19 protein-coding genes are annotated in these 20,620 nt (G+C 56.6%); 9 read left to right on the plus strand and 10 right to left on the minus strand.

Annotated features, from left to right (window positions below):
* Positions 1-31: 31 nt before the first annotated feature.
* Positions 32-1,171: a sulfate adenylyltransferase gene (gene sat, locus E3E27_RS09400; protein ID WP_167774350.1), complete on the minus strand. Its 1,140-nt coding sequence runs from the start codon at positions 1,169-1,171 to the stop codon at positions 32-34.
* A gap of 25 nt (positions 1,172-1,196) precedes the next feature.
* Positions 1,197-1,424: a ribbon-helix-helix domain-containing protein gene (locus E3E27_RS09405; protein ID WP_014788819.1), complete on the minus strand. Its 228-nt coding sequence runs from the start codon at positions 1,422-1,424 to the stop codon at positions 1,197-1,199.
* 403 nt (positions 1,425-1,827) lie between these two features.
* Here E3E27_RS09405 and E3E27_RS09410 point away from each other — a divergent pair, with 403 nt between their 5' ends.
* Positions 1,828-2,685: a cation diffusion facilitator family transporter gene (locus tag E3E27_RS09410; protein ID WP_167774351.1), complete on the plus strand. Its 858-nt coding sequence runs from the start codon at positions 1,828-1,830 to the stop codon at positions 2,683-2,685.
* Here E3E27_RS09410 and mfnA read toward each other — a convergent pair.
* Genes mfnA through E3E27_RS09425 form a run of 3 tightly spaced genes read right to left on the minus strand, consistent with a single transcriptional unit; the run spans position 2,678 to position 5,289 of the window.
* Positions 2,678-3,826 (minus strand): tyrosine decarboxylase MfnA, encoded by a 1,149-nt coding sequence (mfnA, locus tag E3E27_RS09415; RefSeq protein ID WP_167774352.1) that lies wholly within the window; start codon positions 3,824-3,826, stop codon positions 2,678-2,680. The two genes, E3E27_RS09410 and mfnA, sit on opposite strands and share 8 nt — an antisense overlap.
* A gap of 37 nt (positions 3,827-3,863) precedes the next feature.
* A complete protein-coding gene (locus E3E27_RS09420) occupies positions 3,864-5,039 on the minus strand; it encodes a cation:proton antiporter (protein WP_167774353.1) in 1,176 nt (391 codons plus the stop codon).
* 1 nt (position 5,040) lies between these two features.
* Positions 5,041-5,289: a DUF131 domain-containing protein gene (locus E3E27_RS09425; RefSeq protein ID WP_014788814.1), complete on the minus strand. Its 249-nt coding sequence runs from the start codon at positions 5,287-5,289 to the stop codon at positions 5,041-5,043.
* A gap of 81 nt (positions 5,290-5,370) precedes the next feature.
* Here E3E27_RS09425 and E3E27_RS09430 point away from each other — a divergent pair, with 81 nt between their 5' ends.
* Both E3E27_RS09430 and E3E27_RS09435 read left to right on the plus strand, forming a co-directional pair.
* The gene (locus tag E3E27_RS09430; protein ID WP_014788813.1) at positions 5,371-6,060 is read left to right on the plus strand and encodes an HAD family hydrolase; all 690 of its coding nucleotides are present in this window, start codon (positions 5,371-5,373) and stop codon (positions 6,058-6,060) included.
* A complete protein-coding gene (locus E3E27_RS09435) occupies positions 6,038-6,664 on the plus strand; it encodes a diacylglycerol/polyprenol kinase family protein (protein ID WP_048151962.1) in 627 nt (208 codons plus the stop codon). The genes E3E27_RS09430 and E3E27_RS09435 overlap by 23 nt, the downstream gene beginning before the upstream one ends.
* Positions 6,665-6,699: 35 nt before the next feature.
* Here the strand turns inward: E3E27_RS09435 and E3E27_RS09440 are convergent, their stop codons facing one another.
* A complete protein-coding gene (locus E3E27_RS09440; protein WP_167774413.1) occupies positions 6,700-10,086 on the minus strand; it encodes a CARDB domain-containing protein in 3,387 nt (1,128 codons plus the stop codon).
* 156 nt (positions 10,087-10,242) lie between these two features.
* Here E3E27_RS09440 and E3E27_RS09445 point away from each other — a divergent pair, with 156 nt between their 5' ends.
* Together E3E27_RS09445 and E3E27_RS09450 are read left to right on the plus strand one after the other, a co-directional pair.
* Entirely contained in the window at positions 10,243-12,207 is a 1,965-nt protein-coding gene (locus E3E27_RS09445) for an alpha-amylase/4-alpha-glucanotransferase domain-containing protein (protein ID WP_206204853.1), read from the plus strand.
* Positions 12,208-12,283: 76 nt separating this feature from the next.
* The gene (locus E3E27_RS09450; protein ID WP_167774355.1) at positions 12,284-12,769 is read left to right on the plus strand and encodes a hypothetical protein; all 486 of its coding nucleotides are present in this window, start codon (positions 12,284-12,286) and stop codon (positions 12,767-12,769) included.
* A gap of 39 nt (positions 12,770-12,808) precedes the next feature.
* Here E3E27_RS09450 and E3E27_RS09455 read toward each other — a convergent pair whose 3' ends face one another.
* The 3 genes from E3E27_RS09455 to E3E27_RS09465 all read right to left on the minus strand — a co-directional run bounded on the left by E3E27_RS09455 (position 12,809) and on the right by E3E27_RS09465 (position 15,843).
* Entirely contained in the window at positions 12,809-13,741 is a 933-nt protein-coding gene (locus E3E27_RS09455; protein WP_167774414.1) for a TIGR00269 family protein, read from the minus strand.
* A gap of 46 nt (positions 13,742-13,787) precedes the next feature.
* Positions 13,788-14,315 (minus strand): hypothetical protein, encoded by a 528-nt coding sequence (locus E3E27_RS09460; protein ID WP_167774356.1) that lies wholly within the window; start codon positions 14,313-14,315, stop codon positions 13,788-13,790.
* 64 nt (positions 14,316-14,379) lie between these two features.
* Positions 14,380-15,843, minus strand: coding sequence for an NAD(P)/FAD-dependent oxidoreductase (locus E3E27_RS09465; protein WP_167774357.1), 1,464 nt, complete (start codon positions 15,841-15,843; stop codon positions 14,380-14,382).
* 156 nt (positions 15,844-15,999) lie between these two features.
* Here E3E27_RS09465 and E3E27_RS09470 point away from each other — a divergent pair, with 156 nt between their 5' ends.
* The 4 genes from E3E27_RS09470 to hisS all read left to right on the plus strand — a co-directional run bounded on the left by E3E27_RS09470 (position 16,000) and on the right by hisS (position 19,841).
* Positions 16,000-16,557 carry an HPP family protein gene (locus tag E3E27_RS09470; RefSeq protein ID WP_014788804.1) on the plus strand — a complete coding sequence of 186 codons (558 nt, stop codon included), beginning with the start codon at positions 16,000-16,002 and terminating at the stop codon, positions 16,555-16,557.
* Positions 16,558-16,578: 21 nt separating this feature from the next.
* Positions 16,579-17,721 (plus strand): cation:proton antiporter, encoded by a 1,143-nt coding sequence (locus tag E3E27_RS09475; RefSeq protein ID WP_167774358.1) that lies wholly within the window; start codon positions 16,579-16,581, stop codon positions 17,719-17,721.
* Positions 17,722-17,828: 107 nt separating this feature from the next.
* The gene (locus E3E27_RS09480; RefSeq protein ID WP_167774359.1) at positions 17,829-18,443 is read left to right on the plus strand and encodes a MarC family protein; all 615 of its coding nucleotides are present in this window, start codon (positions 17,829-17,831) and stop codon (positions 18,441-18,443) included.
* 84 nt (positions 18,444-18,527) lie between these two features.
* On the plus strand, positions 18,528-19,841 hold the full coding sequence (gene hisS / locus E3E27_RS09485; RefSeq protein ID WP_167774360.1) for a histidine--tRNA ligase: 1,314 nt from the start codon (positions 18,528-18,530) through the stop codon (positions 19,839-19,841).
* Positions 19,842-20,082: 241 nt separating this feature from the next.
* Here the strand turns inward: hisS and E3E27_RS09490 are convergent, their stop codons facing one another.
* Positions 20,083-20,415 (minus strand): hypothetical protein, encoded by a 333-nt coding sequence (locus E3E27_RS09490; RefSeq protein ID WP_167774361.1) that lies wholly within the window; start codon positions 20,413-20,415, stop codon positions 20,083-20,085.
* Positions 20,416-20,620 lie beyond the last annotated feature (205 nt).

Consider the following 20,620-nt stretch of genomic DNA (forward strand, 5'->3'; position numbering starts at 1 on the left):
AAATAGATGTAAAGGGTAATAACGCTTTGCTTCACTCAACGAACGGGTTCTCGAAGCTCCTGACGACCTCGTAGACCTCCGGCCTCATCATGTACTCCGGCGGCTGCTCACCGGCCATTATCATCTTCCTGAGCTTCGTCCCGCTTATGTGGACGTGGAACTCCTCGCCGTGCGGGCATATCTTCGCGTTCACCATTCCTCCGCACTTCCTGCAGTAGAAGGCCTCCCTGATGAACATGGGGGTTATGCCGAGGTCGGGGAAGTTGTCGAACATATCCCAGGCCTCGTAGGGCCCGTAGTAGTCGCCGACACCTGCGTGATCCCTTCCGACGATGAAGTGGGTCGCGCCGAAGTTCTTCCTCATTATAGCGTGGTGGATTGCCTCCCTCGGGCCCGCGTAGCGCATCTCGTAACGAACAGTAGCTAAAGTCGCGCTGTCCCTGGGGTAGTAGTGCCTGAAGAGCGCCTCGTAGGCCTTTATTATGACCTCGTCCTTGTAGTCGCCTTTCTTCTTCCTTCCGAGGACTGGGTTTATGAAGAGGCCGTCAACGAAGGTGAGTGCCGCCTTCTGGACGTACTCGTGACCGAGGTGGGGCACGTTCCGGGTCTGGAAAGCCACTATCGTCTTCCAGCCCAGCTCCTTGAAGAGAACCCTCGTCTCGACGGGCCTGAGGGTGTATTTCGCGAAGGGGTTCGGAAGCTCGTTGAGGAGCTCAATCTCGCCCCCGACGAGGTAGTCGCCCATATTCATTACCCTCGCAACACCCGGGTGGTTGATGTCGTCCGTCTTGAAGACCTTGACGGCGAACTCCCTCTTGTCGTAGGAGTATATCTCCTCGACGTGCATCCTCGCTATGGGAATGTCGTCGTAGTAGAGGAGTATCGCGTCCCCCTCGTCGAAGGTTCTCTCGCCAACGTCGAGGACAATCGGGATCGTCCAGGGCGTGTCGTCGCTCAGGCGCATCTCATCAAGAACGTTCTGGAAGTCGTCACTTGTCAGGAAGCCCTTGAGGGGTGAGTAAACGCCGTGGGCGATGTTCTCGAGGTCTATTGCACGGCCGTGTTCGATCTGGACACGCGGGTATTCCTTCTGCTCGCTCAGGATCCTCTCGCGGGTTCTCTCGGCAACAAGTCTCCTGACAAGCTTGCCTCCGTGGGGCTTTGAGACCATGGTATCACCTCAAAAAGGAAAGGCCTCAGTCAAGGTAGCCGAGGGCGCGAAGCCTCTCCTTGACTTTTTCTTCCTCTTCCTCGGTGAAGACCTCCTCCTTCTCCTCCTCTTCGAGGCTCGCCAGAACCTCGCGGAGGACGTAGGTCACGTAGTCAGATACCGAGGTGAAGCCCGTGCCCTCAATCCTGGCCTTGATCTTGTCGTAGAGGGGCTTGGGTATGGAAACGGTTGTGTACTTCTTCTCCTCGGCCATCGCCAGCACCTCCAGCTTTAATGATATTTAATGACATTTAATTAAAAGGCCGCCCGAATATTTAAAGATTTCCATTTCTTGTGGGAATGTTTGGGATATTTCGATGACAATCGTTTTAAGCCTCTGCACCAATTTTACAATGCAATGATGAGTGATGGGCGAACCGAAGGGTGAGGAAGGAAAGGTGATCGCTGAGCAAGCCTTTTAAGCGCCCTTCTCAACTTTTCTCGGGATGATGACTTCAGCCTTGTCTGAGGCTCGTGATGATGGAGTGACGGACTGACCGCCTTCTGCTTTTTTCGATTAGTCTAACAAAATTGGAAAACCTAATAAAGTTTGGTTCCGACGGCGGTATGGAAAAGTTTAAATATTGTGTGCATATGCACAAAATTGTGGTGGTACTGTGGAGGAGATTTACAAGCCGATATGGGTCAGCATAATTGGCAACGTTCTTCTCGCAGTCCTCAAGCTAATCGTGGGTTTCCTTTATTCCAGCATAGCCCTCATCTCGGACGGCGTTCATTCGCTGAGCGACGTCGTCACGAGCCTCATAGGCTATGCGGGGATAAAAATCTCCTCGAAGCCACCCGACAAAAGCCACCCCTTCGGCCACTCGCGCTTTGAACCTCTGGTGGCTTTCCTGATCGGTGAAGCCCTAATCGTGGTCGCCTACGAAATTGGAAGGGATTCCCTGATGAGGCTCCTCCACGGGGAGACCATAGAGGTAAACGGTCTCATGCTCGGGGTTACGGTGGTTTCCATACTCGCCAAGGAGCTCATGTTCCGCTATTCAGTTCACGTTGGCAGGAAGCTCAACAGTCAGATCCTAATAGCCGACGCCTACCATCACAGGAGCGACGTCCTGAGCAGTGTTGCGGTTCTAATCGGTTTAGGTGCCCAGAAACTCGGCTTTCAGCACGGCGATTCCCTCGCGGGTCTCGTGGTTTCCGTCTTCCTCGTCAAGGTTGCCCTTGAGATAATTCTGGAAAACGTCGGCTACCTTACCGGAAAGGCCCCCTCTTTCGAGGTGTGCGAGGAGATAAAGAAGCGCGCGTTGAGCGTTCCCAACGTCCTCGGCGTTCATGATTTAAGGGCCCACTACGTTGGTAGCAAGCTCCACGTCGAGCTCCACATTGAGGTTCCGCCGGAGCTTTCCCTGAAGGAGGCCCACGACATCAGCGAGGAGGTGAAGAGGCGCATAGAGGAGATTCCAGAGGTCGATAGGGCCTTCGTGCACGTGGACATAAAGGGGCTTACCTGATAATCTCCCTCAGATCCCCCAGAAACGCCTCTAGATGCTCCCTCTTCACGTGGGGCATCATGACCACCCTTATGTAACCGCGGTGGGCGCTTATGCCCCACCCCCTTCTCTTGAGCTCCTCCTCGACTTCCTCGAGGTTTGGTGTTCCAAAGGAGACTATGTTGAGGACGGGCTCCCGTATCAGGTAAACGCCGGGTATCTTCTTCAGCTCCCGGGCGAACCACCTGCTCAGCTCCATGGCTTTCTTCACGACCTCTTTGTAACCCTCAAAGCCGTGGTGCTTTATCATCGCCCAGACCGCGAGAGCGTTCGCCCCGGGTCTCGTTCCCGTTATGGTTGCCTGCCACACCTTTCCGCCGGCCAGATAAGGTGCGGGGACGCTTATCGCCTCCAGAAACCTCTTTTCCCTGAAGATTATTCCCCCTGCCGGAATCGGAACCATGCCCATCTTGTGGGGGTCTATGGTTATGCTCTTAACTCCCTTCAGCCTGAAGTCGAAGTCCGGAACCTCGTAGCCGAGCTCCTTGGCGAAGGGTATCACGAAGCCCCCGAAGGCGGCATCGACGTGGAGCGGAAGGCCGTAGTCTAAAGCCAAATCGCTTAAAGCGGGAATGTCGTCCACAACCCCTAAACCAGTCGTGCCGGCTATGCCGACTATCCCGACCGTGTTCTCTGTTATCTTCTCCTCGATGTCCCTCACGTTGACGGTGTAGTCGTTGTTGAGCTCGGCCCAGACGAGCTTAACGCCGAGCATCTCGCCCGCCTTGATGAAGGAGAAGTGGGCGCTCTTCGGAAGAATCAGCTCGGGCTTCTCAACGTCCGCCAGGTTTCTGAAGGCCCTAACTGCCAAAATGTTGGCCTCGGTTCCGCCTGAAACGATATGTCCGTAGCCCTTTTCGAGGCCGAGGAGGTTCGAGAGCATCTCTATAGCTTCTTCCTCAACCTTCCGGCTCCCGACGTGCAGTCCTGGGTCGCCGAGGTTTCTGTCGATGAACTCGGTGACCACTTTAACCGCGAAGGGATGTGGGTAGGTGCACATCGAGCCGAGGATCCTGCCCGAGTCAAAGGTTAAATCCTCACTCGTCTTTTTCCTCAGCTCTTCAAGGACGTCTTCCTCGTCAGCGCCCCTCTCCGGAAACATCGTCTCACCAGCCCGAGCCTACTACCCGGCCGGGGATTTAAGTCTTTGCCCTCTTGAGGTAGGTCTTGAAGAACACGGGCGTTGTCAGGGCGGTGAGCATTGAGACCGCTATGACGCTGGCGAAGAGGACCTGGTCTATGAGGCCCGCGGAGAGGCCGAAGGTGAGTATGGCCAGCTCCAGGCTTCCCCTGCCGCCCATGCCTATGCCTATCGTCACCGCGTCCCTCCAGCTCAGGCCGAAGAGCCTCGCGCCGAGGCCGCAGCCGAGGAGCTTGCCCAGGACGGCCGCGAGATAGAGGGCCGCTATGAGGGCCAGGCTGATGTCGGCCAGAGGCGGGTTGAACATGAGGCCGACGTAGATGAAGAACAGGGGGATGAAGAACTCCGTCAGGACCACCTGGAGGTCGTTTATCAGCTCGTTGAGCTTTATCCTCGTCACCACGAGCGGGTCCTTCCTCTCGCGGAGCCTGCTTATCGTGAGTCCCGCCAGGTAGGCGCCGATTATCTGGTTCAGGCCGACCTTCTCGGCTATTATCGCCAGGGCGAAGGTGAGTATCAGCGTGAAGGTGAAGAAGACGTTGAGGTTCCTGACTATCGAGTAGAACCACCTGGCCCTCTTGAAGACGTACTCCGAGATGAGGAGCGTCACCGCGATGAAGGCGAATATCTTGACGGTCAGGATTCCAAAGGAGAGGACATCGAGTCCGCCGCTGGCGAGGGCGGTTATCACGCCTATCAGGTAAACGGCCATTATGTCGTCGGCGAAGGCCGCTCCCATGAGTATCGAGGAGACCTCGCGCTTCACCCGCTCCTTCACCAGGACGCCGCTGGTTACCTCTATGGCGGTGTTGCCCAGGGTGACCCCGATGAATATCGCGGCGGTGACGCCCTTGCCGAAGAGGTAAACGGTGGCGAAGCCGAGGAAGAAGGAGAAGGCCACGCCAAGGCCCGCCACGACGACGGCCTTCTTGGTGTTCTGGGCTATGGCCGAGAAGTTGCTGGTGAGTCCCATGTAGAGCATCATCATTATCAGGCCGAACTCCGCGAGAACCTCCAGCTCCTCCGTCGGCTCGATGACGCCGAGGACGAAGGGGCCCAGCAGGATTCCGGTCAGCACGTGGGCTATTATCGGGTGTATCTCAACCCTCTCGAAGGCCCACTCTATGCTCTTCGCCGTCACGAGGAGAATCGCGAGTGCCGCTAGGAAGTCCACCTCAGTCCCCCCTGCCCAGCAGTGCGGCGACAACCCACAGCGCCATCAGGATTATCGCCAGTACCATGGCAGTCCCGGCCGCGCCCCTGCTCGTTCCGAAGACTATCGGTATGGGACCTATCATTATGACCCCGCCGCCCTCTATATCGCTCTCCCCACCTAGGGCAGAAACGAGGGTGCCTATAAAGACCAGTATGAAGCCGATGAATATCAGCGCCATTCCGCTCAGTATGAGGGCTTTGCCGTCCATACGCTATGGGCTTCTGGCTTTGTCTTTTAAAACTTAGCGCCGCACCCAAAGGGTTAAAATTCCAGTCCCCCACTCTCTACCATGCTAGTGCTTGTGGACCTGGACGACACCCTCTGCAACACCTGGGAGGCCGGCAGGTACAGCGTCCTCCGCCTGGTACCATACCTCCTCAGGCGGAGAAAGTTCAGGGCGTTCTTCTACATTCTCACGGCCCGCTATAGGGAGCTGGAGCAGCTCAGGGACCTCCACACCCTCGACTTCGACAAGCTCGTGGAGAGGGTGATGAGAAAGGTCTACGCGAAGGTTGACAGGGGAGAGCTGGAGGAGATAACCGAACTCGTCGATAGGGTCTTCTTCTCGAACCTCCGTCTCTACCCCGATGCGCTCCCCTTCCTCGAGGGTGTCCGGGGGCTCGGTGCCCGGCTGGTTCTGATAACCGACTCCTCCACCAAGTGGCAGAGGAAGAAGCTCGAGTACCTCGGCATAAAGGACCACTTCGACGCCCTCATCATAAGCGGCGAAACCGGCCACAGCAAGCTTGAGCCCCACAACTTCAGGCTCGCGAGGCACCTCTTCCCGGACGAGGAGATATACATGGTTGGAGACCGGGACGACACTGACATGAGGGGAGGCAAGGAGATCGGGGCCACCACGATACTGGTTCAGAGGGGCTACTTCCGGGGGAGGCTCGCGAGGCACGCGGATTACGTGGTTAAGGATCTCCTCGAAGCCCTGGAGGTGATAAGGCGTGAGCATGAAAAGCGAGCTTAAGCGCAAGTCCCTCCACATGACCGGCCTGCTCGTCCCGCTCTCCTACCACCTCTTCGGAAGGGAGCTTACCCTGACTTTCATAGGTCTGGCCTTCTTCCTCTTCGTTGTCCTCGAGCCCTTCAGGATAATCGAGGAGCTGAGAGACAACATAAAGAGGAGGCTGAGCATATACGTCGATAACGATGTATTTGAGAGGGTGGAAGTTCTGGAGAAGCACATAGACGAGATTACCCGGTCCCACGAGCGCTACCGCGTCGCGGCCCACATCTACTTTGCCGCGGCATCTTTCATAGTCGTGTACTTCTTCCCGATGGAGATCGCCGTAGGTGCCATAACCGTCGCCACCGTTGGCGATGCCCTGGCGGCGATAATAGGAAAATCCCTCGGAAGGCACCGCTTCTCCAATGGAAAGAGCATTGAGGGTAGCCTGGCCTACTTCCTCGCCGGCGTTGCTATACTCTGGCCCCTCGTTGGCCTTCCGCTGGCCCTGATAGGTTCGGTCGCCGGAACCGTCGCCGAGTTCTACAACCTACCGCCTGACGACAACTTCTCCAACCAGCTGGCGGTGGCGCTGGCGGTTTACCTGGCTGGGTTACTCCTCTGACGGGCTAAAATCAGAAAAGGGAAAGAAACGGGCGGTCACTCTACCGTGACCGTGGCGAACTGGGTGAAAGTATCGACGTCTCCCCACTCCTGGCCTGGGTCGTTGTCCTTGACGGCTTCCTGGAGCGGCAGTGAATCGACTGCCGAGTCGCCGGCACCCTGTCCAGTGACGTAGGCGACGATGTTGATCTTCTCGGGCTTTCCTCCGAGGGCCTGCCACGGGATCGCTATCTCCAGCGTCTGCAGTCCGTCCTCTGCCCCGCCGGTGTAGGCGTAGAAGCCCACCCACTTGAGCTCTTCGTACCTCCAGCTTCCGTCGTTCCAGAGCATGAACTGGGCGCTGGTTATGTTGCTCGTTCCCTTGTCACCGAAGAACTCGCCGTTCCAGAAGAAGTAGAGCTGTGCATCTATGCCCCTCTCGAAGTTAACCTTCCTGGCCCAGCTGTCCTGTCCAGTGGTGTAGCCGCCGTCCTTGTAGTCGAGGGCTATGCCGTAGGCGACCCTCCAGGAGGCCCTGTTCTCGGTGGTTATCGCTATGTAGAGGAACTGGTCGTCGTAATCGACGTAGAGGGCCTTGAGGTTCGCTCCGTCCTGACCGTAGCCGGTCTCATCGACCGCCACCGGCTGGACGCTCCAGTCGTCGAGGTTGCCGTCTATGGTCTTGGTGAGGTTCTTGGCGAGCTCCTGCATGTACTCCTCCCTCTCGAGCTCACCGCTCTGGGCCTTTTCGAGCATTGCCTCCATCTCGCTGACGACCTTCTTGAGGCCGGTGTAGGCGCGGTATATCTTGAGTGAGGCTCCGAACGCGTAGTTCGGGCTGTCTATGAGCTCCTTGCCCTCGTTGTAGAGCTTGAGAAGGTCCAGGACCTCTTTCTCCAGCTCGTTTATCCTGTCCTTCATATCTCCCGGAAGGGGCATGTTGTTTAGCTTGTTGCGGATCTCGATGTAGGTCTCATAATCCCTCTCAAAGTGCCTTATGCCGTAGTACTTGTTGTGTATCACGAAGGCGTTCTGGAATGCCATGAGCCTCTGGAGCTTGACGGAGACGACGCTTCCGCTCTCGATGATGTTGTCCATTCTTATGCGGACGTAGTAGTCGGGCACGTTGTCGGCGAGCTCCTTGACGGTGGATTCGGTGCTTATGGTATCGACGATGTCGCTTATCCCGTCGTCCGCGAAGTCGTCGCCGAAGTTCCAGACGCCCTCGCCGTAGCTGAAGCCGGTCGCGACCTGGAAGCTGAACTCCCTCGCACCCTCAAATACGCTCACGGGGACCCTTACCTCGACGGTGTTCTTCTCGAGGTCCACGCCGACCATCGCTCCATCGACCTTCACTACCTTACCGCTCGGGTCGAGGAAGTAGAGCAGCGAGGTCAGGCTGTTGCCGGCGGCCGCGGTCGCTTTGGTCTGGCCGACGTACTGCTTTCCTCCGAGGTTGATTGCCATCTGAATGTCCCAGGCTATGACCGTCCTGGTGTCCATTCTGCCCGCGAAGGTCTCCCCTCCGCCCGCTTTGTAGTCTATCGGCACCGCTATGAAGGTCGCGCCGTTGTCGCCTATCTTGATGTTGCTCATGTCCTTGAACTTGAAGAGGAAGTAGACGTAGCGGTCGTCCTTGGTGACGCCGACCTCGGTGATGTCAGCGTGGGAGGAGCTTCCGCCCGGAAGGTACGGGTCCTTGTCGTGCCTCTGGTCGTTATCGGCGTCCCTCCAGATGAAGTACCCGTTCTGGACGGTGTAGGAGTTGGGAGCTACCTCAGCGCTTATCCAGTCCTCCGGGTTGCCGTCCACGTCTATGTTGCCGACCCAGACGACCTTTACAGTCGTGGTGAACTCGTTGTTGTTCTCGCTGGCCTCGGGTATGGCGTTCTCCCCGTCCACGACGGCCCTTATCGTGTAGACGCCGGTGGCGTTGGGCTTCCAGTTGAAGGCCAACCACTTCTCCTCTCCGGCTCCAAGGTCCACCGTCCAGTTGGCCGCGAGGGTGTCGTTCACGTAGACCTCAACGCTCGCGTTCTGGGCCGGCAGGGAGCCCTCGTTCCTGACGGTGACGTTGAAGACGGCGTTCCTGTTGAGGCCAACGACTCCCGGCCCGCTCACGCCGACGGTCAGGTCGGCCATGAGGAACCACTCGCCGACGAGCATGTTGGTGAAGGTGTCGGTGTCTCCCCATTCCCCGCCTATGTTGTTGTAGTCTATGGCCGGGTCAACCGGCAGGCTGTCCACGGCAGAGCCGCCGCTTCCAGTTATCCAGGACATAACGGCGAACCTGGAGCGCTTGCCGCCGAGGGCGCTCCATGGAATGGCTATCTCGAGGGTCTGAAGGCCCGTTGAGGTGTCGCCGGTGTAGGCAAACTTGGCCCCAACGTCTGCCAGGCTTCCGTAGTTCCAGCCGCTTCCGGTGTAGGTGTTGAAGTTGTCGGTTCCCATTCCGCTGTTCCAACCCCACCAGAAGTAGAGTTCATAATCAACGGCGAATCCGTTCGAGAACTCAACGCTTCTTCCCCAGGAGTCTCCACCGGAAACGTAACCGTTGCCGGTTCCTGGATCGACGTCTATTCCTATTCCGTAGGCCACGTCCCAGCTCCCGGTGTTGTTGGTCTTGATGGCTATGTAAAGGTACTGATCGTCCCAGGAGACGTACATCTTGTCGAGGTTCGCTCCGGCCTGTCCGTTGTCCCTTCCAACCACCAGAAGGTCGGCATCGCTCCAGTCGCTCAGGTTGCCGTCTATGGTCTTGGGAGCGACGTAGAGAACCGCCATGTTGGTGAAGGTGTCGGTGTCTCCCCACTCGTTGCCTATGTTGTTGTAGTCTATGGCCGGGTCAACCGGCAGGCTGTCCACGGCAGAGCCGCCGCTTCCGGTGACCCATGCCATCACCGCTATCTTCTCCGGCTTTCCTCCCAGGGCGCTCCACGGTACCTTTATCTCGACCGTCTGTAGACCGGTTGATGTGTCGCCGGTGTAGGCGAAGCTCCCGCCGACGCCGGAGATGCTGTTGTAGTTCCAGCCGCTTCCGGTGTAGGTGTTGAAGTTGTCGGTTCCCATTCCGCTGTTCCAACCCCACCAGAAGTAAATCTCGTAGTCGGGAGCAAAGCCGTTGGAGAACTCAACGCTCCTTCCCCAAGAGTCTCCCCCACTCGTGTACCCGTTGCCGGTTCCCGGATCGACGTCTATTCCTATTCCGTAGGCCACGTCCCAGCTCCCGGTGTTGTTGGTCTTGATGGCTATGTAAAGGTACTGATCGTCCCACGCCACGTAGAGCTTGTCCAGATTTGCTCCGGCCTGTCCATTGTTCCTTCCAGCGGCTATGAGGTCAGCGGAAGTCCAGTCGCTCAGGTTCCCGTCGATGATTTTAGTGCCGTATGCTGCACTTGCAAGTCCGCTGAAGGTCGGCACCAGGCCGAGCACTAGAATGGACATAAATATGAGGGTGGTTGCTTTCTTCACATTATCCACCTCCGATGAGGCCAAATCCCCGGGGGTGTACGATAGTCACCCGTGGTGAGTATTACGAGAAAAAGGTTTATATGCCTTTCTTTCCATATCACCGGTAGTGATAACAGCTTTGGTGGGTGGTTGCCAATGGTGAACTTCATCTTCGGGATTCACAACCATCAGCCCCTCGGAAACTTCGGCTGGGTCTTTGAGAGCGCCTACGAGAGAGCTTACAGGCCCTTCATGGAGACGCTGGAGGAGTACCCCAATATGAAGGTTGCGGCTCACTACTCCGGCCCGCTCCTTGAGTGGCTGGCCGAGAACAAACCCGAGCACATAGACCTGCTTAGGAGCCTCGTGAAGAGGGGCCAGCTTGAGATAGTCGTTGCCGGCTTCTACGAGCCAGTCCTTGCGGCGATTCCGAAGGAGGATAGAATAGAACAGATCGAGCTCCTCAAGAACTTCGCGAAAGAGCTCGGCTACGATGCCAGGGGCGTCTGGCTGACCGAACGCGTGTGGCAACCGGAGCTGGTGAAAAGCCTCCGGCAGGCGGGGATAGAGTACGTCATCGTCGATGACTATCACTTTATGAGCGCCGGGCTTAGCAAGGAACAGCTGTTCTGGCCGTACTACACAGAGGACGGCGGGGAGGTTATAGCAGTCTTTCCAATAGACGAGAAGTTGCGTTACCTAATACCGTTCCGCCCCGTTGAGAAGACCGTCGAGTACCTCCACAGCCTTGACAACGGTGACGAGAGCAGGGTCGCGGTCTTCCACGACGACGGCGAGAAGTTCGGCGTCTGGCCCGGAACGTACGAGTGGGTCTATGAGAAGGACTGGCTCAGGGAGTTCTTTGACAGGATTTCGAGCGACGAGCGGATCAACCTCACCCTCTACTCCGAGTACCTCTCGCGCTTCAGGCCGAGGGGACTGGTCTACCTCCCCATTGCCTCCTACTTCGAGATGAGCGAGTGGAGCCTTCCGGCGGAGCAGGCCAAGCTCTTCGTCGAGTTCGTTGAAAAGCTCAAGGGGCAGGGCCAGTTCGAGCGCTACCGTGTCTTCGTCAGGGGAGGAATCTGGAAGAACTTCTTCTTCAAGTATCCAGAAAGCAACTACATGCACAAGAGAATGTTGATGGTAAGCAAGCTTGTCAGGGACAACCCGGAGGCGAGAGGCTACCTCCTCAAGGCACAGTGTAACGACGCCTACTGGCACGGCGTCTTCGGAGGCGTTTACCTCCCCCACCTCCGCAGGGCTGTGTGGGAGAACATCATAAGGGCGAACAGCTACGTTTCCACTGGAACCTTCGTGGGGGACATCGACTTCGACGGGAGAGATGAGGTCTTCATCGAGAACGAGAACTTCTACGCGGTCTTCAAGCCGGCCTACGGTGGGGCGCTCTTCGAGCTCAGCTCAAAGAAAAAGGCGGTGAACTACAACGACGTGCTCGCGAGGCGCTGGGAGCACTACCACGAGGTTCCCGAGGCGGCCGCTCCAGAGGGAGAAGACGGCGAAGGAGTGGCCAGCATACACGAGGTCGGGAGGAAGATTCCGGACGAGATACGGCGGGAGCTGGCTTACGACGACCACCTGAGGGCCCTCCTCCAGGACCACTTCCTTGAGCCTGAGACGGCCCTCGACGAGTACCGCCTTAACCGCCACCTCGAGCTCGGCGACTTCATCAGGGGAGCCTACGACTACTCGACCTTTGAGGGGGGAATCACCCTCTGGCGCGACGGTACCGTTTCAGGAAGACCCGCGCGTGTTGAGAAGTCCTTCCGCCTGAGTGGAGACGGCTTCGTCGTGGACTACACCGTCAGGAGTGAAAGCAAGACCCTCTTCGGCGTCGAGCTTAACCTGGCCGTCCACAGCGTCATGGAGAACCCTGAAGAGTTCGAGGCCGGGAAATTCGAGGTGAACGACCCCCACGGCATCGGGAGGGTTGCGGTAGAGCTGGACAAAAAAGCGAGGGTCTGGAAGTACCCGATAAAGACCCTCAGCCAGAGCGAGAGCGGCTGGGACTTCATTCAGCAGGGCGTCAGCTATACAATCCTCTTCCCGGTCGATGGCGAGCTGAGGTTCAGACTCCGCTTTAGGGAGCTCTGAGTTTTCCACTTTCAAATTTTCCCCGATTCCAAAATTTTTTTAAACCCTTTTTACGAGTCTAAGTTGGGGGGTTGTGGTGATCGAGGACGCCTCGAGAAACGCTGTTATTGGTCAAGTGGTCCTCATACTCTCTGGCCTGCTCGGTGGCTTCCTGGGCTTTTTGATCTCTCTATTCGGACTTGGTGCCTACGCTCTGGGAATGAGCGGCTTTGCAGATGTCTTCGGCGATTCGAGGATATTCAGGTTCGTGGTCTTTTCAATAATCTTCGCCCTGGCTGGGGGCGCCGTGATTCTGGGGGGCTTTCCACGGTTTGGCCTGCTTCTCTTGGCCATTGGTTCGGTCTTCGACGTTCTCGCCAACTACTACCTCTACGAAGCCTCGGGGGTTCCTGCAATAATCTGGGGATACGGTCTTATGCTCCTCGGTATCCCTCTGCTGCTGATCTACATTGGTATCCTCTTCATAGTCATCGGCAGGGTGATGGTCATCTACGGCTACCACGCGATACCTGAGGTTTACAGGATAAGGAAAAAAGCCAGAAACCACGTGGGCCTCGGCTAGGGTGGCCATCATCACAGCTCAGGGCCCGAAAGGCTCACCTCATCGGCCTGCCTTCACCCTTTTTTTCACCCTGAAGTCCAGCGGCTCCTCAAGCCTCCAGAACCTGCAGAAGGAGCAGACCTCCGCGCTCGACGGCATGCCGCAGACCTTGCACTCCCTGAGCTCGGTCTTTTCTAGCTCGGCCTCGAAGAGATGCTTTTTCCTCAGGTAGCCCTTGACGAAGTTTATCTTTGTTCCGGGCCTCTTTTCCTCCATCTCGTTCAGGATTTCCTTGTACTCTATCGTCGTAGCTCCTACGGCGTGCGGGCACTCCTCGATGTGGTACTCTATGCCGTTGGCGAGGGCATAAGCCACCACTTCCCTCTCGGTCAGCTCGTAGAGGGGCTTCACCTTCTTCACGAGCTTGCCGTTGAACTCGCCCGGCGTCACCGGCCCCTGCTTCGCTAGATACTGCGTGTTCCAGTGCATGAGGTTTGAGAATATGAAGCTCGCCTCGTCGTCGAGGTTGTGGCCGGTAGCTACAGCGTCGAAGCCGTTGTCGTAGGCGAACTTGTTGAAGATGTATCTCTTCGTCAGCCCGCAGTAGGAGCAGGTCGGTCTGCGCGTCCTCACTTCCCCGATGCCCTTCCCGAGGAGCTCTTTGACGCGGACGACGTGGAGAGGAACGCCCAGAGCCTCGCACTGTCTCTTTGCGTACTCCTCGCTCTTCTCGGAATACTCGCCGATGCCGAGGTTTATGTGGAGGCACTCGATGTCGTAGCCGAGCTTCTTGAGGACGTGAGCGGTAACTGCCGAGTCCTTGCCCCCGCTGACGACGACTAGGACCCTCTCGTCCGGCCTGAGCATTTTATAGCGCTCTATCGTCCTCTTCACCTTCCTCTCGAAGTACTCCGTGAAGTGCTCCTCGCAGAGGTAGGTTCTCGGGTAGTGGAGCTTGATAAAGGCCGGTTTTTCGCAGAACTTGCACCTCATCGGCATTTCTCTCACCGAAAATAGAAGAGGTTGGGGGCTTTTAACGTTATCCTCTCCGTACTTTAAATGGATACACACCCTTCTTTTTTGCCACGATTGCGGCGTAGTAGAACTTGTCCCTCCTCCATTCGTCTATTATCCCCTCGGTGCTCTTCATCAGCTTGACGTATACCTCTCGGATCTCATCGTACTCCCTCACAACTGGTCGGCCCTGCTTTGCGGTTCTTATCTTAACCTTTGGGACGTCCCTCTTGAGGATCAGGCCTCTCTTTTCATATCCAACTCCTCCGAACTTGCCTGCGTAGGCCCTTCCCGCACTGTCCACGATAATCACCGTCGCACTCTTTGGCATGCCCTCCAGGAGGGCGCGTTTGTCTATTTTAACGGCGTGCTTAACGGCGACCTTGGTGTTCTGCCGGTTCTTGGGGGTTATGTTGTAGTCCGGGTCCTTGAAGGTTCTTATGATGTTGAGCCCCCTGCTGAGCTCAAGCTCCTCCTCCCATTCCTTTTCCCTCCTCCCTGAGAGAAAGAGATATGCAACCGCCGAGCCTATCACCATGGCGAGCGCTTCCATACGACCACCCAGAAAATAAATATGAACGTAGGTTTAGAAACTTTACTGGGACGTGTTGGAACTGCTACTCCATGCTCTCTATGACCCGCCTCCAGTTCCCCGGTTCCCTGAAGTCCTTCTCGGTGTATAGTCCCTCTTTCTTGAGTATTCCCCTTGCCGCGAGAATCCCTGTCGCGGCCGCGTTCACTATGTCCCTGCTCAGCCCGGCGCCGTCGCCAGCGGCGAAAATCCCCTCTATGCTCGTCTCGAGGTTCTCATCGACCTCGACCTTCATCGCGTAGTACTTAATCTCCGGTGCGTAGAGCAGCGTGTGGTCGCTCGCAACACCGGGCAGAACCCTGTCGAGCTTCTCTAGACCTTCGATGATGTTGGTCACGACGCGATGCGGTAGCGCCATCGCTATGTCTCCAGGGGTAACGTTCTTGAGCGTCGGCTCGACGTCGCTTCTCTTTATGCGTCCCCAGGTGCTCCTCCTGCCCCTCCTAAGGTCCCCGAGGCGCTGGATTAGGGGCCTGCCCCCGCCTATCGTCGTTGCCAGCTGCGCTATGCTCTTCCCGTAGGCCGTTGTATCTTCCACCGGCTCCGTCAGCTCAATCCTGCTGAGGAAGGCGAAGTTGGTGTTGTTGCTCTTCTTCTCGTGCATGGAGTGGCCGTTCACCCCGACGTAGCCGTCGTAGCGCTCCTCAACGACGAAGCCGTTCGGGTTGGTGCAGAAGGTCCTCACGAAGTCGTCGTAGGTGTCTGTGTAGATGTGGAACTTGGGGTCGTGGTTTATGCTCGTTATCGGCTCCATCACTATCGCCGGAACCTCGACGCGGACGCCAACGTCAATCGGCCCGTGCCTGGCTTTGAGCCCTATTTTTTGAGCTACCTCGTGGAACCAGTCCGCCCCTCCGCGGCCGGGGGCGACGATGATGTAGCGAGCTTTAATCTCGAAGACGTCCTTTCCACGTTTCACCTTCACCCAGCCCTTCCCGAATTCCAGCGCCTTCGTCCAGAGGAGGAACTCGACGCCTTTGCCCTCGAGGTGCCTCTTTATGTCCGCTATCACCTCGGGCGTCCTGTCCGAGCCAATGTGTCTCTGGATTATCGGAATGAACTTGACCCCCGCCTGTGCCGCCCTCTGCTCCCAGTACTTCACCTGCTCCTGCTTCCCCTTGAAGAGGTTCCTCGGGGCTTTGTGCCTCAGGAAGATCCGGTCAACCTCCCAGACGAGCTGCCAGGCGTAGTTCTCGTCGTTGGTGAGCTCGCTTAAATCGCCTCCAATGTCCGGGCGGAGGTTTATAGTGCCGTCGCTTAAGCCGCCTGCCCCGCCGACACCGCTCATTATGTGGCAGGGCCTGCACTCGATGCAGTAGCCGAGCTCGAACATCGGACAGACGCGCTGGTTCACGTCACCGCCCTCGTCTATGACGAGAACCTTCAGGTCGCTCTTTTCGGCGAGCTCGTAGGCCGCGAAGAGGCCGGCCGGCCCGGCCCCGATAATTACGACGTCGTAGGCCTTTCCGCTTTCGTTTCCAGAAACCATATTTCCCTTGCCGAGTTCTATGGCTCCCGCCTTAAAAAGTTTTTGGCAAATTTTTGGTTAATTCTTCCGAATTAAGTTCCCAAAATAGACATAAATAGCTCAAAATATTCCCGAAACATTTAAACACTTTGGGTATTAGGGTTTCCAGTGGGGTGCATGGAACTCGTGGACACTGTGGAAAGCGTCAAGGCCACGAAGGCCAAGAAGATACGGATAATCCACAGCAAGAGACGGCTCCTCCAGCTCCAGCGCAAGGAGGAGCTCAGTCACAACATTAGATACGTCTCCAAGGTCCCGGTGAGGCTGGTCATGGACAGGGACTACCTCGTCGTCCACCCCCACGATTCCCTCGCGACCCTCATCGAGAGCATGGGCGAGGAGGAAAGCTCCGCCATCGTCGTTGATTCCGAGGGAAAGCTCGTCGGATTCGTCACGATGAAGGACATACTCCACCTCTTCGACGTTCCCCGGAGGCACTCCATAGTGGGCTTCGGCCTGCTGAAGAGGTACTCCGTCACTAGGGCGACGAGGGTTGAGGACATAATGGTCACCAGGCCCATAACGGTTGGAATCGACGACGACCTTGGACAAGCGATAAGAATAATGATTGAGACCGGAAAGCATCACCTTCCCGTCGTCGATGAGGACAACAGGGTTCACGGTCTGCTGGAGGTTAAGGACATAATACGCCTCATACGCCTCGTCTCCCTTTAACGACTAAAATCGGGTGTTACCATGGACGTCTTCCTGGAGCTCGCGGTAATCCTGGTAACGGCCAAGCTGATGGGCTACCTGAGCTCAAGACTCGGCTTCCCCGCGGCCCTGGGTCAGATAATAGGCGGGATAATCCTCGGCCCCTCTCTTCTCGACTTCGTGGCCTACGGTGAGGGTGTTCGGCTCATCTCCGAGCTGGGGGTGATAATGCTCCTCTTCCTTGCCGGCCTTGAAACGGACGTGGAGGAGTTCAGGCGCGTTGGCTTGCCCGCCTTCCTCATAGCCTCCCTCGGCGTTGTCCTTCCCTTCATCTTCGGCTACGCCGTCGCCCTCAGGTGGGGCTATCCCAACATGGAGGCCCTCTTCCTCGGTGGCGTTATGACGGCCACGAGCGTCAGCTTGACCGCGAGCGTCCTCATGGAGATGAAGAGGCTGAGAACCCGCGTTGGCGCTGCGATTCTAGCTGCCGCGGTCGTGGACGACGTCCTGGGCATAATAATCCTCACCATTCTCGTGGCCATGAACACCAAGGGGAGCGTCTCCCCCGGGGACATAGGTGTGCTCCTCGTCGAGATAGCTGCCTTCTTCCTGCTGAGCTACCTGCTCGGTAGGGGCGTGGTCAAGAGGGTCCTCCGGGGTTCCCACAGGATAAACCTCCCCGAGACCGTCACGACGGTTTCCATAGTCGTCATGCTGATATTCGCCTACCTGGCGGAGTACTTCCAGATAGCGGCAATAACCGGGGCCTACCTGGCGGGCATACTCGTTGCCGGGAGCGAGGACGCCAAGAAGATAACCGACAAGATAGTCACGATAGGCTACGCCTTCTTCATTCCGGTCTTCCTGGTCGGCGTCGGCGCCGAGACCGATGCCCACGTGGTCCTCGCTGCAGGTGCCTTTGCGCTGGTCTACTCACTCCTCGCCATCGTCGGAAAGGTCGTCGGGTGCGGCGTCGGGGCCCTCCTTTCGAAGTTTAACCTCCGTGAGTCCCTCCAGATAGGCGTTGGAATGATCCCGAGAATGGAGGTTGGTCTTATAATGGCCAACATCGGCCTTTCCGAAGGAATCCTGACGAACGAGAGCTTTTCCATAGCCATAGCGATGGTCATGGCGACGACCCTTGTGACCCCTCCACTGCTGAAGCTCGTGTTTTCAAGGGGTTGAGCTCGGCCAACCGAGTGCTCATCACGCCTCAGTCAGTGCCGGTCTCGTCATCGCTCGAGGTACACTTTCGGGCATAGGTTTATAAAACCCTCACCGCAGTGGCGGACATGAGCGAGTGGCTTTCGATACTCAGTTCGGCGCTCTTCATGCTCATCATGATAGACCCGAGCGACAAGATACTCCTGGTCAGCCTCCTCCGGGAGGACTTTCACATAGAGGACATAAGGACCCTCATCGTGAGGGCCAACCTAATCGGCTTCCTCCTGCTCTTCCTGTTCGCGGTTTCCGGCCAGATAATCCTCCAGGAGATATTCCACATAGACATCAACGCCCTGCGCGTGGCCGGTGGGTTCGTGCTCTTCAAGATAGGCCTGGAGGCTCTGGAGAGCGGTGGAATGCTGACGCTCAAGAGGGAGAAGAACATACTCGCCCTGGCGGCCGTTCCCGTTGCGACACCCCTCATAGCCGGACCTGCCGCCATAACCACCGCGATAACTCTAACAGCCGAAAAGGGCCTGTACCACGCGACCGCGGCGATTTTCCTGGCCATAGTCTTCACGGCCCTCACTATGTTCATCACACTCTACGTCATCAAGAACGTCAGCAAGACCACCCTCGGCGTCTTCATAAGGATAATCGGTATGTTCACGATGGCTATCGGAGCGCAGATGATGGTGCAGGGTGTCGTCGGAATATACCTGCTCATGACATCCGCTGGATAAACGTCAAAGTTTCATGGGCTAACCTTGTTTCATGGGCTAACCTTTTAACCCCTTCCGCTTTTCCCGGGGAAAGGAGGGTTGAGAATGAAAGTCCGGCTGGAGAAAGTTAAGGGAACGCGAGACCTTTTGCCCGAGGAGATGGCCAAGAGGAGATGGGTCTTCGAGAGGATTCGCGAGGTCTTCGAGCGCTATAACTTTCATGAAGTCCTCACGCCGACCTTTGAATACACCACCCTCTTCCAGCTGAGGAGCGGCGAGGAGGTGGTGGAGCAGCTCTACGCCTTCGACGACAAGGGCGGGCGGAACCTCTCGCTCAGGCCGGATATGACGTCAAGCGTCGCAAGGCTCTACGTGAACTCCTTCCAGACAGCCCCAAAGCCCATCAAGTGGTACTACATCGCCAACATGTTCAGGTATGAAGAACCCCAGAGCGGCCGTTACCGCGAGTTCTGGCAGGCGGGGGTCGAGCTTATAGGGAGCGATAAAGTTGAGGCAGATGCAGAGGTCATAGCGCTCTTCACCGAGAGCTACCTGGCGACCGGCCTTGAGGACTTCACCGTGAACATAGGCGACCGCGTTCTCCTCGATGAGTTTGCCAAGATGCTCGGCGTTAAAGACGACATCGGCCTGATGAGGCTCATAGACAAGAAGGACAAGATGAGCGGGGAGGAGTTCGTTAAAGCTTTGAGGGACTTCGGGCTGAGTGATGATGGGGTTGAGAAGGTTCTTCGGCTCATAGAGATTAAGGGCAAACCCGACGAGGTTCTCCCCCTTGCGGAGGGACTCTTCACGAGCGATGAAGCCAAGACGGAGATAGCAAGGCTCTACGAGCTTGTTGACCTTCTCGACGCCTACGGGGTCTCCAAGTGGATAAGGATAGACCTCGGCATCGCGAGGGGCTTTGACTACTACACCAGCATAGTCTTCGAGGCCATAGCGCCCAACGACCTCGGCATAGGCTCAATAGGCGGTGGCGGAAGGTACGACAACCTCATTGAAGTTTTTGGGGGCAAGCCAACTCCAGCGACGGGCTTTGCCATAGGGATAGAGCGCCTCATTCCAATACTCGAGTGGAAGGGCCTCATCCCGGAGGTCAAGCTCAGGCCCGATGTTTACGTGATTCCGATCGGGAAAGAACCAGATCTCAAAAAGGCCGCGATTGAGGTCGTCTCCGCCCTCAGGAGGGCCGGAGTTAAGGCTGACGTCGAGCTGACGGGGAGGAAGCTGAGGAAGGCTTTGGACTACGCGGGAAGGCTCGGCGTCCCATATGTCGTCCTCGTTGGGAAGAAGGACCTCGCGGAGGGAAGGGTCACGGTAAGGGACATGGAGGGCGGCGAGCAGAGGGTTGTGGAAAAGGAAGAGGTCGTGGAGGTCATCGCTGGGATACTGGGGCTTTAGCTTCACTTTGGCCTTTTCAATCATTTCCTGGCCTCCGTTCATTGCCGTTTTTTGCAAGGCGTCCAACTGCCATCGCCAGTAATTTTTTGATGTTCTTCCATGTGACGTACCTGCATTTACGTGCATTTTCATAACCCGCCACCCAGAGGGCTGGTACTGTTACAAACACGAAATGTCTCCCGTTACTTTTAAATTATGATCGTATTCATTGTAGATTGTTAGTCGGCAAGTGAGAGTTGCTTCATAGTCTCAACACTGAAGACGCAACAGCCAGAACCGTGTAGGCGTTAAACACGAGCTCGAACGTTCTTTTGTCGAACTCGGGGAGGGTGAAGAAAAACAGACTCGTTCCAAGGTTCACAGTAATCGAGAGCACAACGCTGTGGGTTGCGACGTATACCGCGATCCCCGGAAAAATGCCAAACAGGAGGATAAGGGCTATCAAGGCTATGGAGTCTTTTAAGTTGGTTTTTGTGGGATTTTCCCTGCTGGATAAAAACTCTTCAAGTTTGCCCTGAATATCCAAGAGCGAGTAGTATCCAACGGCAGTGAGATAGAACACTAAGATAAACACCAACAGCCCCCCAAAATCTGGATTCGGATTTCAAAAGCACTTTTCCCGCTATGTAGAATGAAAGCAATAATGCTAAGGGAATCACGGACACCTCTAATTGTCTCCCCAATGTATATGAACCTCCCATAAACAAGGGAAAGAAAAATCAAAAGGAAAACCAGCGTTCCATCGCTTACCATACTCATACCTCCTACTAATTGCCGGT

Origin of the sequence: Thermococcus sp. MV11 (assembly GCF_012027285.1) — an archaeon.
Taxonomy (GTDB): Archaea; Methanobacteriota_B; Thermococci; order Thermococcales; family Thermococcaceae; genus Thermococcus; species Thermococcus cleftensis.

What these genes read in the sequence shown, in the direction of transcription:
- sat (WP_167774350.1), bottom strand. Translation starts at nt 1,171, where the DNA reads ATGGTCTCAAAGCCCCACGGAGGCAAGCTTGTCAGGAGACTTGTTGCC.
- E3E27_RS09405 (WP_014788819.1), bottom strand. Translation starts at nt 1,424, where the DNA reads ATGGCCGAGGAGAAGAAGTACACAACCGTTTCCATACCCAAGCCCCTC.
- mfnA (WP_167774352.1), bottom strand. Translation starts at nt 3,826, where the DNA reads ATGTTTCCGGAGAGGGGCGCTGACGAGGAAGACGTCCTTGAAGAGCTG.
- E3E27_RS09425 (WP_014788814.1), bottom strand. Translation starts at nt 5,289, where the DNA reads ATGGACGGCAAAGCCCTCATACTGAGCGGAATGGCGCTGATATTCATC.
- E3E27_RS09430 (WP_014788813.1), top strand. Translation starts at nt 5,371, where the DNA reads ATGCTAGTGCTTGTGGACCTGGACGACACCCTCTGCAACACCTGGGAG.
- E3E27_RS09440 (WP_167774413.1), bottom strand. Translation starts at nt 10,086, where the DNA reads ATGTCCATTCTAGTGCTCGGCCTGGTGCCGACCTTCAGCGGACTTGCA.
- E3E27_RS09455 (WP_167774414.1), bottom strand. Translation starts at nt 13,741, where the DNA reads ATGAGGTGCAAGTTCTGCGAAAAACCGGCCTTTATCAAGCTCCACTAC.
- E3E27_RS09460 (WP_167774356.1), bottom strand. Translation starts at nt 14,315, where the DNA reads ATGGAAGCGCTCGCCATGGTGATAGGCTCGGCGGTTGCATATCTCTTT.
- E3E27_RS09465 (WP_167774357.1), bottom strand. Translation starts at nt 15,843, where the DNA reads ATGGTTTCTGGAAACGAAAGCGGAAAGGCCTACGACGTCGTAATTATC.
- E3E27_RS09470 (WP_014788804.1), top strand. Translation starts at nt 16,000, where the DNA reads ATGGAACTCGTGGACACTGTGGAAAGCGTCAAGGCCACGAAGGCCAAG.
- E3E27_RS09475 (WP_167774358.1), top strand. Translation starts at nt 16,579, where the DNA reads ATGGACGTCTTCCTGGAGCTCGCGGTAATCCTGGTAACGGCCAAGCTG.
- E3E27_RS09480 (WP_167774359.1), top strand. Translation starts at nt 17,829, where the DNA reads ATGAGCGAGTGGCTTTCGATACTCAGTTCGGCGCTCTTCATGCTCATC.
- hisS (WP_167774360.1), top strand. Translation starts at nt 18,528, where the DNA reads ATGAAAGTCCGGCTGGAGAAAGTTAAGGGAACGCGAGACCTTTTGCCC.